Annotated in this window: 18 protein-coding genes; 8 read left to right on the top strand and 10 right to left on the bottom strand. The window is 45.2% G+C overall.

The window, feature by feature from the left end:
- The first annotated feature begins 393 nt into the window (after window positions 1–393).
- From ndhC to QUA34_RS25575, 8 genes are all read left to right on the top strand, one after another.
- A complete protein-coding gene (gene ndhC, locus QUA34_RS25610) occupies window positions 394–756 on the top strand; it encodes a photosynthetic/respiratory NAD(P)H-quinone oxidoreductase subunit C (protein WP_006635500.1) in 363 nt (120 codons plus the stop codon).
- Window positions 747–1,472 (top strand): photosynthetic/respiratory NAD(P)H-quinone oxidoreductase subunit K, encoded by a 726-nt coding sequence (gene ndhK / locus QUA34_RS25605; protein ID WP_333084553.1) that lies wholly within the window; start codon window positions 747–749, stop codon window positions 1,470–1,472. Before ndhC ends, ndhK begins: the two co-directional genes overlap by 10 nt.
- On the top strand, window positions 1,465–1,968 hold the full coding sequence (locus QUA34_RS25600; RefSeq protein WP_333084555.1) for an NAD(P)H-quinone oxidoreductase subunit J: 504 nt from the start codon (window positions 1,465–1,467) through the stop codon (window positions 1,966–1,968). Before ndhK ends, QUA34_RS25600 begins: the two co-directional genes overlap by 8 nt.
- A 164-nt stretch (window positions 1,969–2,132) precedes the next feature.
- Window positions 2,133–2,975 carry a hypothetical protein gene (locus QUA34_RS25595; protein ID WP_333323358.1) on the top strand — a complete coding sequence of 281 codons (843 nt, stop codon included), beginning with the start codon at window positions 2,133–2,135 and terminating at the stop codon, window positions 2,973–2,975.
- 186 nt (window positions 2,976–3,161) lie between these two features.
- A complete protein-coding gene (locus QUA34_RS25590) occupies window positions 3,162–3,479 on the top strand; it encodes a hypothetical protein (RefSeq protein WP_333389925.1) in 318 nt (105 codons plus the stop codon).
- Window positions 3,480–3,503: 24 nt separating this feature from the next.
- On the top strand, window positions 3,504–4,760 hold the full coding sequence (locus QUA34_RS25585) for an IS4 family transposase (protein ID WP_333389924.1): 1,257 nt from the start codon (window positions 3,504–3,506) through the stop codon (window positions 4,758–4,760).
- A gap of 420 nt (window positions 4,761–5,180) precedes the next feature.
- Window positions 5,181–5,429: a DUF4926 domain-containing protein gene (locus QUA34_RS25580; protein ID WP_333323355.1), complete on the top strand. Its 249-nt coding sequence runs from the start codon at window positions 5,181–5,183 to the stop codon at window positions 5,427–5,429.
- Between the two features lie 115 nt (window positions 5,430–5,544).
- Window positions 5,545–6,165: a Uma2 family endonuclease gene (locus tag QUA34_RS25575; protein WP_333323353.1), complete on the top strand. Its 621-nt coding sequence runs from the start codon at window positions 5,545–5,547 to the stop codon at window positions 6,163–6,165.
- Between the two features lie 308 nt (window positions 6,166–6,473).
- On the opposite strand, the gene QUA34_RS25570 is transcribed toward QUA34_RS25575, so the two are convergent.
- The 10 genes from QUA34_RS25570 to QUA34_RS25525 form a co-directional block, all read right to left on the bottom strand.
- Window positions 6,474–7,139, bottom strand: a complete 666-nt coding sequence (locus tag QUA34_RS25570) for a Na(+)/H(+) antiporter subunit B (RefSeq protein WP_333389923.1) — start codon at window positions 7,137–7,139, stop codon at window positions 6,474–6,476.
- Entirely contained in the window at window positions 7,139–7,726 is a 588-nt protein-coding gene (locus QUA34_RS25565; RefSeq protein WP_333389922.1) for a DUF4040 domain-containing protein, read from the bottom strand. Before QUA34_RS25565 ends, QUA34_RS25570 begins: the two co-directional genes overlap by 1 nt.
- Window positions 7,716–8,003 (bottom strand): monovalent cation/H(+) antiporter subunit G, encoded by a 288-nt coding sequence (locus QUA34_RS25560; RefSeq protein WP_333389921.1) that lies wholly within the window; start codon window positions 8,001–8,003, stop codon window positions 7,716–7,718. Before QUA34_RS25560 ends, QUA34_RS25565 begins: the two co-directional genes overlap by 11 nt.
- A complete protein-coding gene (locus tag QUA34_RS25555) occupies window positions 8,000–8,230 on the bottom strand; it encodes a hypothetical protein (protein WP_190739580.1) in 231 nt (76 codons plus the stop codon). Before QUA34_RS25555 ends, QUA34_RS25560 begins: the two co-directional genes overlap by 4 nt.
- 145 nt (window positions 8,231–8,375) lie before the next feature.
- Window positions 8,376–8,759, bottom strand: a complete 384-nt coding sequence (locus QUA34_RS25550) for a Na+/H+ antiporter subunit E (protein ID WP_333230471.1) — start codon at window positions 8,757–8,759, stop codon at window positions 8,376–8,378.
- Window positions 8,756–10,186: a cation:proton antiporter gene (locus tag QUA34_RS25545; RefSeq protein WP_333389920.1), complete on the bottom strand. Its 1,431-nt coding sequence runs from the start codon at window positions 10,184–10,186 to the stop codon at window positions 8,756–8,758. Before QUA34_RS25545 ends, QUA34_RS25550 begins: the two co-directional genes overlap by 4 nt.
- Window positions 10,183–10,518, bottom strand: coding sequence for a cation:proton antiporter subunit C (locus QUA34_RS25540; RefSeq protein ID WP_333389918.1), 336 nt, complete (start codon window positions 10,516–10,518; stop codon window positions 10,183–10,185). Before QUA34_RS25540 ends, QUA34_RS25545 begins: the two co-directional genes overlap by 4 nt.
- 353 nt (window positions 10,519–10,871) lie before the next feature.
- Window positions 10,872–12,137: an ABC transporter permease gene (locus QUA34_RS25535; RefSeq protein WP_333323342.1), complete on the bottom strand. Its 1,266-nt coding sequence runs from the start codon at window positions 12,135–12,137 to the stop codon at window positions 10,872–10,874.
- 403 nt (window positions 12,138–12,540) lie between these two features.
- Window positions 12,541–14,361 carry an efflux RND transporter periplasmic adaptor subunit gene (locus tag QUA34_RS25530; protein ID WP_333389917.1) on the bottom strand — a complete coding sequence of 607 codons (1,821 nt, stop codon included), beginning with the start codon at window positions 14,359–14,361 and terminating at the stop codon, window positions 12,541–12,543.
- Between the two features lie 135 nt (window positions 14,362–14,496).
- Window positions 14,497–14,692 (bottom strand): hypothetical protein (locus QUA34_RS25525; protein WP_333389916.1); only part of this gene is annotated, 196 nt, incomplete at its 5' end.

The following is a 14,692-nucleotide window of genomic DNA, read 5'->3' as shown; positions in this document are numbered from 1 at the left end:
AGTAATGTTAGCTTCGCCAATGTTATCGGTCGGTACTTTCCCAGAGACACTTCCTTAACCCCTTACAGATGTTTAATCCCTAGGTTACAGAGCAAGGAACTAGCTACGGATTCCTTGGTGTGAACTTGAACTCTTGCCGATAACGTAGCCCCGAAAGGGGACTGAGGCTGGTCAACTTGGGGCTTCAGTTTTTATGCCAGAAGCCCGCGACTTGCCGTCGGGGGTAGTTGACAGCTCAAAAAGAGTAGGTAAGCTAATCTTAAAATATACATTAAAAATTATTGCAGAAGATGGAGGATTAATCTCAACTAACTCGTAATTTTAGCTACCCACAATCTATATAATGTAAAGACAAGTTACAGAACCCTTTCACCTAGGCAGTAATTATTCACCGTGTTTGCACTCAGCGGCTACGAGTATTTCTTAGGCTTCCTGTTAATTTCCAGCCTAGTCCCTATCCTCGCCCTCACGGCGTCTAAGGTACTGCGCCCCAAAAGTCGTCCCTACGACCGACGCACTACCTACGAATCTGGCGTCGAGCCGATCGGCGGAGCCTGGATTCAGTTCAACATCCGATATTATATGTTCGCCCTGGTCTTCGTCATCTTCGACGTAGAGACCGTCTTCCTCTATCCTTGGGCGGTTGCTTTCAACCAGCTAGGACTGTTGGCTTTCATCGAAGCCTTGTTTTTTATCACGATCCTCGTTATTGCTCTTGTCTATGCATGGCGCAAAGGAGCCTTGGAATGGTCTTAAGTTCTGACAAATCACAAAAACCTCTAATTGTCAACCCCGCTATTCGCCCTGAAGTCACATCCGAATTGTCAGAGAACGTCATCCTAACTACGGTTGATGACCTCTACAATTGGGCGAGACTTTCGAGCTTGTGGCCGCTGCTTTACGGTACCGCTTGCTGCTTCATCGAATTTGCAGCTTTGATCGGTTCGCGCTTCGACTTCGACAGATTCGGCTTAGTACCGCGATCGAGTCCCCGGCAAGCCGACCTGATCATCACCGCCGGCACAATTACCATGAAGTACGCCCCCATCTTGGTGCGGCTGTACGAACAAATGCCGGAACCCAAATACGTCATCGCGATGGGCGCTTGCACCATCACCGGGGGAATGTTCAGCGTAGACTCCACCACAGCAGTCAGAGGCGTTGACAAGCTGATTCCCGTAGACGTGTACATCCCTGGCTGTCCCCCCCGCCCAGAAGCGATTATTGACGCAATTATCAAACTGCGGAAAAAAATCGCCAACGATTCTATGCAAGAACGGGCCAATTTGCTGCCAACCCACCGCTACTACACCAGACCCCACAAGATGAAAGTAGTAGACGACATTTTAGATGGCAAATACTTGTCAGTTCCCGGCCGGATGGCGCCACCGAAAGAATTGACCGAAGCAATGGGAATGCCAGTACCACCGGCTTTGCTTGCAGGACAAAAACAGGAGGTAAACCGTGGCTGAGACAGAAACCTCAATTGTTGAAGCCGGGAAGGTTTCCCAGTGGTTGACTCAGAATGGCTTTGAACACGAAGCTTTAGCGGCCGATAATTTGGGCGTGGAGATATTAAAGGTCGATCGAGACTTCTTAATTCCGATGTCAACAGCACTGTATGCCTACGGGTTTAATTATATGCAGTGCCAGTGCGCCTACGACCAAGGGCCGGGAGAAGATTTAGTCAGCGTCTACCACTTGGCTAAGCTGACAGATAATGCTTCCCATCCCGAAGAAGTCCGCGTCAAAGTATTCATTCCCCGCGAAGATCCCAGAGTGCCATCAGTCTACTGGATTTGGAAAGCAGCCGACTTTCAAGAGCGGGAATCCTACGATATGTACGGCATTGTCTACGAAGGACATCCGAATCTGAAACGGATTTTGATGAACGAAGATTGGGTAGGCTGGCCGCTGCGGAAAGATTACATTTCCCCTGATTTCTACGAATTGCAAGACGCTTATTAAGGGAGTTTTGCCAGGGCGGGTTTAGAGCATAAATTGAACTTTTGGGGTTAACTTTTATGCTAAACTCGCCCTCAGTTTTTTGGCTAATTTTGATTTTTTAGCTGGTTCCTAGGCTCTGCCTGGGAACCGATGTCCAAAAACTCTATTTTCAAAAAAGTATTAGTATGGTTTACGAAACTGCTGGTTTAATAGCTTTACTAAGTATCGTAATAGTTTACCTGCAACTTCGCAGGGGTAAGAACAAACCAGAGGATAACAGACCCGAAGCACAAACAGTTGAGCTTAGGCAAATAAACCAGCACTTACAACAAGCAAATAACCTATTTACCGCCTTTATAGTTCAAATCCTGGCAAGATTTAAGCAAAAAGAGGCAGAACTTAAGGCAGCTACTACTGAGAACAATTCTTTGAAGCAGACGGTTCAAAGCCTACAACAACAGTTAGCAAGCGTTGAGAGCGAAAGAGATGAATTAAGGAAAATTTCAACAAATCTTCGTATTGAAAATATTTACTTTGAACAAAAAATTGAAGAACTAGAAGCTCATAAAAAAGTTCTTATTCAAGAATTGGGTGGTTCTCTCAGTAGTCAAGATATAGAGTTTATAACGTGGGAATTTTTAATCGAGAAAGTTAAAGAGGTTACTAGCCAGCTTAATGAAGTCATAGCCCAAAATCAATCACTCATTAAAACAAATACGGATTTACAGCAAGAAATAGACGTTCTGAGAAGAGAGTTAAATCAAGTTAAAGATAATAATACTAGATTGACACAAGATAATCTACAACTCCGAGCTAGCCAAAACTCTTTAGAGTCAGAAATAAGACGAGAACTAGACCGAGTTCAACCTTTAGAGATAGATAATAACCAGCTAGAGCAAGAAAAAACCCAATTAGAAAGAAAGCTTTATGAGTTAAATTCATTAAACTCCAATTCACCTCAATTAGAAACAAAAGTTAAGCAACTAGAAGAGAATGCCAGAGAGCTAGAAAAAGCCAAAATAAGTTGAGAGCTACAGCTAGAAAGAAAGGTTTATGAGTTAAATTCATTAAACTCCAATTCACGTCAATTAGAAACAAAAGTTAAGCAACTAGAAGAGAATGCCAGAGAGCTAGAAAAAGCCAAAATAAGTTTAGAGCTACAGCTTAAGGACGAGAGAAATAAAGTTGCACTTCTTGAGGAAAAAATTAAGAGTTTGGAAATTGAAAATGGGGATGAGGAAATTAATCTGCTGCTTGCAAAAATAGATCAACTAAAGGAGATAATAAAAAGACTTCGAGATGGTCATCATGATGAAATAAATTTATTAAAATATTATAATAATTTAGTTTATTTCGTTCAAACATCTTTAGGAACTTCAGGTATAGAGGAATTAGATGATTGGGGAAAAACAGAAGAGTTTTACATAGAACTTATCAGTAGACTTTGTTTTATCGATACGATACTCGTAACTAAAATTAGATCCTTGGAATATAAATTACATCCCGTTTATAAGGCAATACGGTTCAGTTAAGGCTCAAACCGTGGTAAATTAGGTATGGTGTCCACAAAAGGAGAGCAAGTTAGCGTGCATCTCAAAGAATTCTCATTAGTATCTCCCAAAATCCCAAGTAAGGAGATATTCAAGGCCATAGAGATAGCAATTCCAGCAAGTGCCATCGAACAAGCTATTGCCAAAACAAATGTTGAAGAGAAACGTCATCGTGCCCTGCCAGCACAACTGGTAGTGTGTCTGGTAATCGCCATGAGTCTGTGGTCAAAAGATTCAATGCGGGATGTCTTAAAAAATTTAATTGATGGTCTTAATGAAGCATGGATAAAAATTGGTAAATATTGGCGATTTCCATGTAAATCGGCAATTACTCAAGCCAGACAAAGATTAGGAGCGGGCGTGATGAGACAGTTGTTTCATTCCTTAGTACGACCAATGGCTACAGTTGAAACAGTAGGAGCTTTTATCAACGAACTCAGAGTCGTAGTGATAGACGGAACCTGCTTAGACCTCCCAGATAGTGATGAAAATGCCAGAGTTTTTGGTCGTCCAGGAAGCCGTCCGGGTACGAGAGCGGCGTTCCCCAAAGCTAGATTAGTGATTTTAGTAGAGGCAGGAACACATTTAATATTTGATGCCTTAATGTGTCCATATAAAATAGGAGAAAGAGTAAGAGCGTTAAAATTGTTACGCTCAGTGGCAGAGGGAATGTTATTGATGTGGGATAGAGGTTTACATTCTTACACGATGGTAGAAGCCACATTCAGTAAAGGTTGTGAGTATTTGGGGCGAATTCCATCCAACGTTAAATTCTTAAACGAAACACAACTAGATGATGGTTCATATTTAAGTTGGATTTATCCATCTGGCAAGTTAAGAAAAAAAGGATTTAAGCCAATACAAGTAAGAGTAATTGAGTACACAATTGAGCATCCCGAACGCCCCGAAGTACAAATTAGATATCGTTTAATTACCAGCTTGTTGGACGCGGAAAAATTTCCTGCCCAGTTCCTTGCCTGTGAATATCATCAACGTTGGGAAGTTGAGAAGACGATTGATGAACTGAAAGTACATTTATTAGGACGAAAAACTCATATTCGTTCTCAAAAGCCAAAGGAGGTGGTACAAGAAATTTATGGTTTACTACTAGGACATTGGGCGGTAAGGTCATTAATTTTTCAAGCAGCAAGCAGCGCAGGTGTTTCACCATTGCGTCTTTCTTTTACTGGAACACTACGAGTTATTCGTCGCGCTCTCCCAAAATTTCAGCGGTTACAACCACAGGAACTTCCCTTTTTTTGAATTGGTTAACTTTGGAGATTCTCGATCAAGTTCTACCTGAAAGGGCGAGCGAGAAACAACCCCAGAGTCGTGAAAAAACCTGTCTCAAAATTTCGGTCTAAACAAGTTAAACACAGAGGTACTGGAATCATAATGAATCCTCCTGTATTTATTGTTTTAAGCACTGCATAGCCTTAACTGAACCGTATTGGTTTATAAGGAATATATTGCTGTGGGTTTAGCTGATAGGTTTAGCTATCCCGGTAAATTTTTGTTTTGGAGTAATGGCGAAATGTGGTCGGAACTAAGTTATTTCTTCAATAGTAAGTTGTAATTAAGAGTTTATAAATCTAACCGATGAGTTCCAACGATCGCAAAACAAAACTAGAATACGGGATGTTCAGACACCGTATTATAATGTAGTGCCGGGAGGTAATAAGAGTGGCAAAGAATACAATTAAATTACTAGATGTCGTTGCATTGACAGTTGACCTTCCTGAATACAATCTGTGGTGCGGACAAGTAGGGACTGTGGTTGAACTGTTGGCTGATGGTGCAGCGTTTGAGGTGGAATTTAGCGATCGCAACGGACGCACTTATGAATCTGTCGGGCTGTATCCAGAGCAAATCATGGTGTTGTATTTTGAGCCAGCATCACCTGATATAAAACCCGAAATGGTTACAGCATAAGCGGCACAACAACTTGCGGACTTTATAAAAAATGGAAATTTGTAACCGCAGATGCACGCAGATAAACGCAGATAGATAGAGATATAATTTATATTATCGGTAATTCTGAAAACCTATGACTCAAGCTTTACCCAAACTCGTAAACTTCGAGGAATTTGTGGAGTGGCTGCCTGAAAATTCGGCGGTACGCTACGAACTCCATAATGGAGATATTGTTGAGATGGCACAACCAGTAGGCGAACACGAGGAAGTTAAAGGCTTTCTTGGCATCGAAATTCCTTTTGAAATCAAACGTCTGGGATTGCCATACAGTATCCCAAACCAAGTGATAGTTAGACCTCCTGAAAAAGATTCGGGTTATTTCCCTGATTTGTTGGTGCTAAATCGTGGAAATCTGGTGAACGAAACTTTATGGCAAAAACAATCTATCCTCAGTTTGGGTGCATCGATACCTTTGGTAATTGAGGTTGTGTCAACCAATTGGCGCGATGATTACTATTTGAAATATGCTGATTATGAAGAGATGGGTATCCCTGAATATTGGATTGTGGATTATGCTGCGTTGGGCGGACGCAATTTTATTGGCAATCCTAAACAACCGACAATTTCTGTCTGTAACTTGGTTGAGGGTGAATATCAAATCCTCAAGTTTCGAGATAATGACCGGATTGTGTCCCAAACTTTTCCCGATTTGAACCTCACTGCAAATCAGATTTTTCAAGCTGGTTTAGTGTAAGCTAATATCTTGCAGATTGGGAATATTTAACCGCAGATGCACGCAGATAAACGCAGATGAGTACACAGGAATTACTCACCAAAAGCAAAGAAACCGGGTTTTTGACAGTTTCTGCGGGTGTAACGAAGTATTTCGCAAAAAAACCCGGTTTCTGACTACTCGTGCGTCAGCCTTATAAACGTAAAATATTGTTTACGGTTCTTGCTGAATGATTAAACCGCAAAAAACACAGAGGATACAAAGTCAGAGTCAGAGATTGAGAGAGATGAATAATTTCGATGTCAATGGATTTGAGATCGGAACATTTGTTATAGCAATCCGCGATAGCGAATAAACACCAACAGCACCGCCCACGATCCTAATGCGACTTTGACTGCAACCAGGATATTGAGCAAGGGGAGAATGCCACCGCTGAAAAGTGTGCCTAACTCTCCGTGCGGTAACTCATATCCTGACAGAGTGATAACGGACAATACAATGAAAACAAGTACCGAAACTTTCTCCAAAGTCGCCGCGTGCCAGCGCTGGTAGATTTCTTGCATCCACTGCGGTGATGAGGTAATCGCCACCAAGCCGATCGCAGTTCCCCCCGCTACACCCGCTGCAAAACCACCGCCTGGACTTAAATGCCCGCGAATTGCTAGTTCGATACCCACCAAGGCAGCAATCGTCGCTCCCAATCGCGCCAAAATAATCGATGGTTGATCGGTAAACTGATATATGGCGCAGGACGGACTTTCATTGGCTAGCATAAAACTTGCACCCAAGATGGCGATGGTAAATACCACAACTTCAAAGATCGTGTCGTACAGCCGATTTCGCAAAATGATACCGGAAACTGCATTGGTTACTCCACTATCTTGAACAACCAATTCGACGATCGAACTTTGCTGCGATAAGTCCATTGTTGGATTGGCGATTAGCAGCATTTTGACAAACAGCGCTATCCCTGATAAAAAGTAAACCCACTTCATCAATGCTTGTCCTCTGCGTCTGGTGTATTTACATAGGTTAGGGTTGTCCCCGGTGATGAAAGTTCGGTTTGCATGATGTCGTAGACACGCCGAACTCTGATTGCGGTGTTATAAAGTTGCGCTTCGCCGCTGTGTTCTAGTTGGTCTTCTGGGGAACAAGCTGCATGAACTTCTTTTTCCATCAGCGCCCGCTGCAATGCCTGTGCACTCGCATAGGGAACCAGTTCCAGGCGCATATGGCGTTTCTGAAAAACTGTGCGGATGTCATCTATCAGTTGCTTAAAATGACCTGCGGTTTTGTCGTTTGGTATAGCATCGCCCTCTGTCCCGTCTTCGATTACACCCAGACGCAGCACGAGGGATGAACGCACCGTCACTGCATAAAGTGTAATCGCGAGTAGAGTACCCATCAAGGCTTCGGTCAAGCCCACATCCCCCGCGCCTAAAATTGTATACACCAAGGCGGCGATCGCTCCCAATACCCCCCGCAGTACCAATGCGTGGTATGGATTGACCTGAAATACCACCATACCAGCAGCTAACGGTAGCAGAGCGACGAGGACATAAATGTAGCTATTATCGTTCATAGTTACTCCCTGTTTTGGAACAATAGGCCAACACATATCCCAGCATGGTGTTCCAGATTGCTAAGCAAATGATCGCCAGAATCAGCAGGGGCCATTTACTGGGTATTTGCAGCAGCAATCCGACGAGGATCGCCATCGAACCCAGCGTATCTGATACCGAAAGACTGTGCAGTTTATATAAAACCGAACGCTTCCCAAGTAGGAAAGAAGTACCCCAAAACCAGAAAAAAATCCCTATACCGATGCAGGTATAGCTCAATACATCTATTACGATCATGCTTCAGTGATACGTTTGATTATTTGTGCCAACAACATCAATCCAGCATTACCCACACTGAGGATAATCGCCGCCACCACACCGATCATCCAATCATCGCGCCAGACGGATATGACGAGAGCGATGATTGCCGCCTTGGTCGATATACTGGCAAACGCCAACATTGTCTGCCAGATATCATGATCTTTCCATACCTCGTACATGGGTATGAGCAGAGCCAAAATCATGGCAATTAAAATCAAGTTGTTCAAGTTGTTCAATTGTGTTCACTCCTGATTTTTTCTTACTTAGCTCAATCAAAATTATTCATTTCTCTCTTCTCTTCTCTGACTCTGCCTCAATAGCGGTTAAATCCTCAGAAACAAAGTTTAGCTACGTGTTTGATGTCCGTCGCACTCGGTGTACTTCGTAAAAACCCTCTTCGTGATATTTCACGACAATCGTCTTAGGAGTAAAAGTAATCAGGAAGACATCTAGGAATATCAGCAAGGGCGATCGATGGTTTGGCACTTTTTCCATGATCACATCTTCGTGTCTGTGGGGACGGAGGATGAGTTCAAACGCTTCTAAATAAGCTATAGGAATCGCCATGAAGATTTTACCCAACACCCCCAACCATTCCCTCAAAGGTTCCGGAGGTGCGTAGCTGCGCGGCAACAGGAAAGCAATGATGAAGCCGATCGCAATATTTGCCAAACTAAAATCGGCAGTAAGTAGAAACCAGATCGTCAGTCTTAATATTAGCTGTCCAATCATGTGGGTAATGCCATCCAGAATAGTAGGAGCGAAATCAAGCTCATAAAACCGACCAAATGATCGAATTCTTCAAGCATACGTGGCAGTTTGATTGCCGTGCGTTGAAAAATTAGAAAATAGGCTGACCAACCAACGCCGATGATGGCGATCGCCTTAAGCATATTTCCCAGCGTATAAGCCTGAACATCAAAAGCATTGGCTGCAATCAGCCCAGCTAGTAACAGCAACACCGCAGGCCAAAAACCGGGTTTGGCTGTTGTTGGTCCGCCACGGGGTAGAAAGATGAATTTAGCAAAAGAAATTGCTGTTCCGACTGCTGCGACATTCATCGCGATCGTTTCCCAGGGTCCCAAATTCTTCACCGTCAACACCTTTGCCCCAAAGCCAACCAACAAGGGAAAGCCAGAGATTGATAAGCTAGCTATGACTAAGGCAATCCAGATCTTGGTATCGATCGGCTTCTGTTTCAATTCTTTCAGATTACGACTCGGTAACGATCCTGCAATCAGAAACAGCGACGATTTGACCAAACCGTGGGCCAGCGCATAAAACCCACCCACGGACGGTGCAGCGAGGATAAAGCCCAACTGCGAAACCGTGTGAAAAGCCAACATTCGTTTGCTATCTTTTTCTAAAACGGCATAGAACACGCCCAGCAGCGCCGTTCCGACGCCAAAGATTTCGACGATGGGTGCCACCTCCTCCACCATCAGCGCGCACCGCACGAGGGGATATACCCCGGCTTTAACGACAATTCCTGACAGCAAAGCCGACACAGGCGTTTCTGCTTCCGAGTGAGTTAACGGTAGCCATAACCCCGATACAAACACACCTCCCTTAACCAAGAGTCCCATAAAGATCAGAGCGGTCGCCTCTGGGGGCGCTTCGCCCAAGCCGGCAAAACTAAACGAATGACTTGCCTTATAAACCAGCACGGCACCTACGAGATAAAACAGCATTGCCGTGTTGCTAATAAATAGATAGCGCAAAGCCACCCAAATCGAGCGATCGGTGCGAGGATAGGCAATCAAGAGAAACGCCGCAATGCCGCTGACCTCTAACCCTACATATAAACTGATAAAGTCAGTAGAGGCAAAGGCCGCATTCAGGCTGCCGTGTACCATCAGAATCTGTGCATAAAAAAATGCCGTCTTATCTGTGGGCCAACAGTAGATAATCACCGCTGCTGTGACTAAGGCATTGGTTAAGATGAAAAAGCCGCTCAAGCGATCGACTAACAACGTGACACTGAAATTATCCAGTAACTCCAGCGTCACCGCTGACGGCATTACAAAAAGCTGGAACGCATAGGCAGCGGACGCGATCGCTCCGAATATTGCGAGATACTTGTCAAACTTCGGAATCAAATAAATAGTAAAGCCGACAAAAAACGGGAGTCCAATCCAGGCTAGCGTCAGGGTATTCATGGGGTATTATTCATCTCGATTTCGTTACTTTCTAATGTCGGATTATCTCGTGCCAGCTTCATCACACTGACCAGCATTAAAGCCTGAATCGAAAAGCCGATCACGATCGCCGTTAAGATCACCGCCTGGGGAACCGGATCGGCGTAAGCGACATTTTTCCCCTTTGAAATAATTGGTGTCAGCAAGCCTTCTCGCGATGCCACCACCACGTAATAGGCTATAACCCCTGTACTCATGACATCCATACAGACGATTTTCATGATCAGGTTTTTTTTAAAGATGATACCAAAAAATCCGCAAAATACAGTTGCCAATACCAATCCTTCTAACATGGAAATTGCGTGTTGGATAAGGGGTTTTGGTTATTATATTTGAATTAATGTATATTATTTCTAATGGGACTCAGAAATTTTCTAGCCCCTAAAATACCTGAAACGCTGTCTAGGTAAGGGAAAGAGTTTGATGCCCCGTCAGATATGAAACCCTTGTCAATTCGGTATCCAAGCCTATTCAAGCTCAAACCCTTTACCTGTAACCGTTTGCAGCCATTTTTGACGTGATTTTTGTCTAAGTCCCGTTAGCGAATCTGTGGCCGACAAGGAAGTCTGATCGTCCATCAAACCCGGTTTCAGACCACTCGTGCGTCCATGACTGTTCAATTTAACGGGGGCAAACGTCACTAACTTCAATCATTCCGCAAAGCTGCGATCGGATCTAAGCGAGCCGCATTCCGAGCCGGCAATACTCCCGCCAATAAGCCTACAGTAAAAGATAGCCCAAAACCCGCCGCGATCGACCATACAGAAACCACAAACGGAAATTTGAACGCTGTCGAGGCCCCAAAGGCGATCGCAATTCCCAACCCAATACCCGCCGTTCCCCCCACCGTGGAAACTAAAATAGATTCGGCCATAAATTGAATGAGAATTGCTGCATTAGTAGCGCCTACCGCTTTGCGAATCCCGATTTCCTTAGTCCGTTCCACAACAGACACCAACATAATATTAGCAATACCGATACCGCCAACCACCAAAGAAATTCCGGCGATCGCGCCCACCATCACCGTAAATAAACCGATCACATTGCTGAAAGTATTAACTATCTCAGCTTGATTTACCACTCGAAAATCATCCGGTTGTGGCGGATAAATATTGTGGCGCAAGCGCATGATATTTTCCACTTGAAATTGAGCATCCGCTAAATCAGCTTCGCCCGCAGTTTCCAACCAAAAACCCGATATTGCAATCCCCGCTAAAGAATTTCTCCCCACAATCCGCGAAGACATATTTTTGAGGGGAATATACACTCGATCGTCCTGATCAGTTCCCCCTACAGACCCCTTAGTTTCCATCACTCCAATGACCTTGTAGCGGTTTCCCTGAATACGAATATCGGAGGATAGCGCATTAGCTCCGGCTCCAAAAAGTTCGTCTCGCACCTTAGAACCGAGGACAACTACAGGCTCAGCAGCATTCAATTCATCCTCGTTAAAAAACCGTCCTTCTTGGGGTTGAATGTTCTTCACATCGGGATAGTTTAAATCCGTCCCCAAAATCGAAGTAAATGAATTTTGTCCGCCGTAAACGACTTGCACTTGTCGCTGCAAATAAGCCGAAATTGCCTTAACTGCAGGAGCTTGTTTGCCGATCGCCTTAGCGTCATCCCAAGTCAGGGTACTAGCAGAACCGCTTCCCTGACTGACACCGCCCGATCGCGAAGCGCCGGATAAAACCAACAGCACATTTGTACCCAAAGCCTTTAACTGTTCTTCAGTGGATTTTTGTACTCCCTGTCCCACCGAAGTAATGGCAATTACCGAAGATATCCCAATAATTACGCCCAGCATAGTTAAACTGGTACGCAACTTATTATTCCACAGCGCCTCTGTCGCCATCAACGCGATTTGAACGTTAGAGATTTTGTTGGTACCGGGGCGAGTCTGTAATTTCATGTTGTTTGTTATTTATTATTTATTATTTGGTGGCAAATTCTAATAATTATGCCTAAATTGGTCTCTAATTTATCACCTGACGATGCAACCGGAAACGATATGATTTGTGGCACGATCCGCCGGGAGTTGAAACCCCCGTCTCATAGCTAAAGTCGGTTGAAACCGACTGAAAATTCGTCTGATGATGCAGCCGGAAACGATATGATTTGTGGCACGATCCGCCGGGGGTTTTAACCCCCGTCTCATAGCTAAAGTCGGTTGAAACCGACTGAAAATTCGTCTGAAACTGATGTAGATCAACTAACTCTTCAGTCCTCTTTCAGAGGACTTTCGCTATGAGACAGGGATTTCAATCCCTGGCGGACTCTACGACGAACCAACTAGCCCCGACTGCGCGGACTAACTAACGCAAGCGCGTTCCCCCACCCGGTTGCAAACCCGGAATCCCGCCCGGCGATGGATTTTGGGATCTAGGCCGCAATCCCGGAGGGAAACTAAGCAGCACTTTTTCATTTCCTTTCAAACCCGATCGCACTTCCGTCTTATCATCCACCGTCATACCAGTCTTAATCGGCATAAAAGCAGGTTTACCATCTTCTCCACCCGCAACAAAAACCCCCGTTTCCCTTTGTTGGCGGACAATTGCCGCAGTCGGAACTACCAAAACATTTTTAAGTTCACCAGCCTTAAACTCAACATTCACATTCATGCCCGATCGCAGGATTTGTTTATCATCATTAATAATTGCCGCTTTTACCTCAAAACTTGTCACATTTTGCTGGACGATCGACTGAGGCGAAATTTGAGTGATTTTACCTGTAAAAGTCTTTCCCGCAAAAGCATCGGCTTGAATAGACGCAGCCTGGCCCATCCGAATCTGAGAAATATTAGTTTCTGCTACGTTTGCTACTAATTGATTTTTGGAAGCTAAGGACAAAATCGAAGAAGAAGTCGCCGAAGAAACCGCACTACCTGCCGTCGTGGGAGTCACAAAAGCGCCCGGATCGGCGTACTTGCGGGTAACAGTGCCGGTGAAAGGAGCCCGCAGTACAGTGTCGTTAACCTGCGCTTGAACGCTTTGCAGGCTGCCTCTAGCGGCGAGAACTTGAGCGCGGGCTTGGGCGATGTCTTCCGGGCGAGAACCGGCTTCTAGTAGCGCCAAAGCTTGCTGTTTTTGCTCGACGGCGGCCTGCCCCCCAGCGATGTCTTCCGGGCGTGCGCCCGATCGCGCCAGGGCCAAAGCTTGCCGTTTTTGCTCCACAGCGGCCCGCCCCGCAGCGATTTCTTCCGGGCGTGCCCCCGATCGCGCCAGGGTCAAAGCTTGCCGTTTTTGCTCCACAGCAGCCCGCGCAGAAGCGATTTCTTCGGGGCGAGCACCCGCTTGCAGCAAAGCTACAGCTTGTTCGGCTTGCCTGACTTGCGTTTGAGATCGATCGCGCGCGGTGCGGGAGTTGTTGACAACTTGCAAAGCAATGGCTCCGGCATTATAGAGTTCCTGATTTCTCTGAAAGTCTTCCTCAGCTTGGTTTTTGGCGTATTCGGCATCTCTGAGTTGGGCGATCGCTTGTGCGATGTCTTCAGGGCGATTGCCCTTAAGCAATTTTTGTAAATTTGCCTGTTGTTCAGCTAGTTGTGCCTCAGCTACGGCAATATCTTGGGTTCGATTGCCGTTGACCAATTTTTGCAACGTTGCCTGTTGTTCTGCTAACGCTGCCTCAGCTACAGCAATGTCTTGGGTGCGATTGCCGTTGACCAATTTTTCCAGACTTGCCTGTTGTTCTGCTAACACTGCCTTAGCCACAGCAATATCCTGCGATCGAGTGCCGTTGACCAATTTTTCCAGGTTTGCTTCTGCGGCTGCGAGTTGTCCGCGAGTTTGGGTAAGTTGGCCTTGGAGGTTGGAGTCATCCATGTAGGCGAGAATCTGCCCTTGTTCAACCTTATCTCCTTCCTTGACAAGCAAACTTTTGAGCATTCCTGAAGTTTTGGGGCTGACGTTAACGGAACGTTCGGGCACAATTGTGCCGTTTGCCGAAATTGTAATCGGCAGGTTCACCCTTTCGACAGCAACGGTTTTTTCCCTGCCTCTGGTTTCGCGGCTGGATTTGACTGTTAACTGGCTGTAAGCTGTGTAGCCGACTCCTGCAAGCAGGGATGTGGCCAGGAGTCCGCTAAGCCACGGAGTCAGCTCTTTTTTAATCTGAAAGTGCTTTACTAAGTACATATAAATTAGACCGATCGGGCGTCTGTTCAATTTAGACCCATCGGGAACCGAAAACGTTCAATTTAAGTCTCATCGAGTTTTTGCGTTTGTGGTGGCGCCAAGTCACTCACAGTCCTGGACGACTTAAACATGACTCTAGAGAAAGAACCTCACGCTAAAATTTATCCCACCTTTGGCACCAGCGAGCGTGTCACACCACGACTTTTGGGATGAGTGAGCATTTTGGGCTGGCGATCGCGAAGCATAAATAATTGGGGCTTGCTGAATATATCGAGCGCATATTACGTGGGCTGGGTTAAGAGAGCGTGCGATCGAGAGTAAAGTGCAAGAT

Origin of the sequence: Microcoleus sp. POL10_C6, from assembly GCF_036701585.1 — a bacterium.
GTDB lineage: Bacteria > Cyanobacteriota > Cyanobacteriia > Cyanobacteriales > Microcoleaceae > Microcoleus.
The sequence above is the reverse complement of the archived record's forward strand: the minus strand, read 5'-3'. Positions and strand labels throughout refer to the sequence as shown.

What these genes read in the sequence shown, in the direction of transcription:
- ndhK (WP_333084553.1), top strand. Translation starts at nt 747, where the DNA reads ATGGTCTTAAGTTCTGACAAATCACAAAAACCTCTAATTGTCAACCCC.
- QUA34_RS25595 (WP_333323358.1), top strand. Translation starts at nt 2,133, where the DNA reads ATGGTTTACGAAACTGCTGGTTTAATAGCTTTACTAAGTATCGTAATA.
- QUA34_RS25585 (WP_333389924.1), top strand. Translation starts at nt 3,504, where the DNA reads ATGGTGTCCACAAAAGGAGAGCAAGTTAGCGTGCATCTCAAAGAATTC.
- QUA34_RS25575 (WP_333323353.1), top strand. Translation starts at nt 5,545, where the DNA reads ATGACTCAAGCTTTACCCAAACTCGTAAACTTCGAGGAATTTGTGGAG.
- QUA34_RS25570 (WP_333389923.1), bottom strand. Translation starts at nt 7,139, where the DNA reads ATGAAGTGGGTTTACTTTTTATCAGGGATAGCGCTGTTTGTCAAAATG.
- QUA34_RS25565 (WP_333389922.1), bottom strand. Translation starts at nt 7,726, where the DNA reads ATGAACGATAATAGCTACATTTATGTCCTCGTCGCTCTGCTACCGTTA.
- QUA34_RS25560 (WP_333389921.1), bottom strand. Translation starts at nt 8,003, where the DNA reads ATGATCGTAATAGATGTATTGAGCTATACCTGCATCGGTATAGGGATT.
- QUA34_RS25555 (WP_190739580.1), bottom strand. Translation starts at nt 8,230, where the DNA reads ATGATTTTGGCTCTGCTCATACCCATGTACGAGGTATGGAAAGATCAT.
- QUA34_RS25550 (WP_333230471.1), bottom strand. Translation starts at nt 8,759, where the DNA reads ATGATTGGACAGCTAATATTAAGACTGACGATCTGGTTTCTACTTACT.
- QUA34_RS25545 (WP_333389920.1), bottom strand. Translation starts at nt 10,186, where the DNA reads ATGAATACCCTGACGCTAGCCTGGATTGGACTCCCGTTTTTTGTCGGC.
- QUA34_RS25540 (WP_333389918.1), bottom strand. Translation starts at nt 10,518, where the DNA reads ATGTTAGAAGGATTGGTATTGGCAACTGTATTTTGCGGATTTTTTGGT.
- QUA34_RS25535 (WP_333323342.1), bottom strand. Translation starts at nt 12,137, where the DNA reads ATGAAATTACAGACTCGCCCCGGTACCAACAAAATCTCTAACGTTCAA.
- QUA34_RS25530 (WP_333389917.1), bottom strand. Translation starts at nt 14,361, where the DNA reads ATGTACTTAGTAAAGCACTTTCAGATTAAAAAAGAGCTGACTCCGTGG.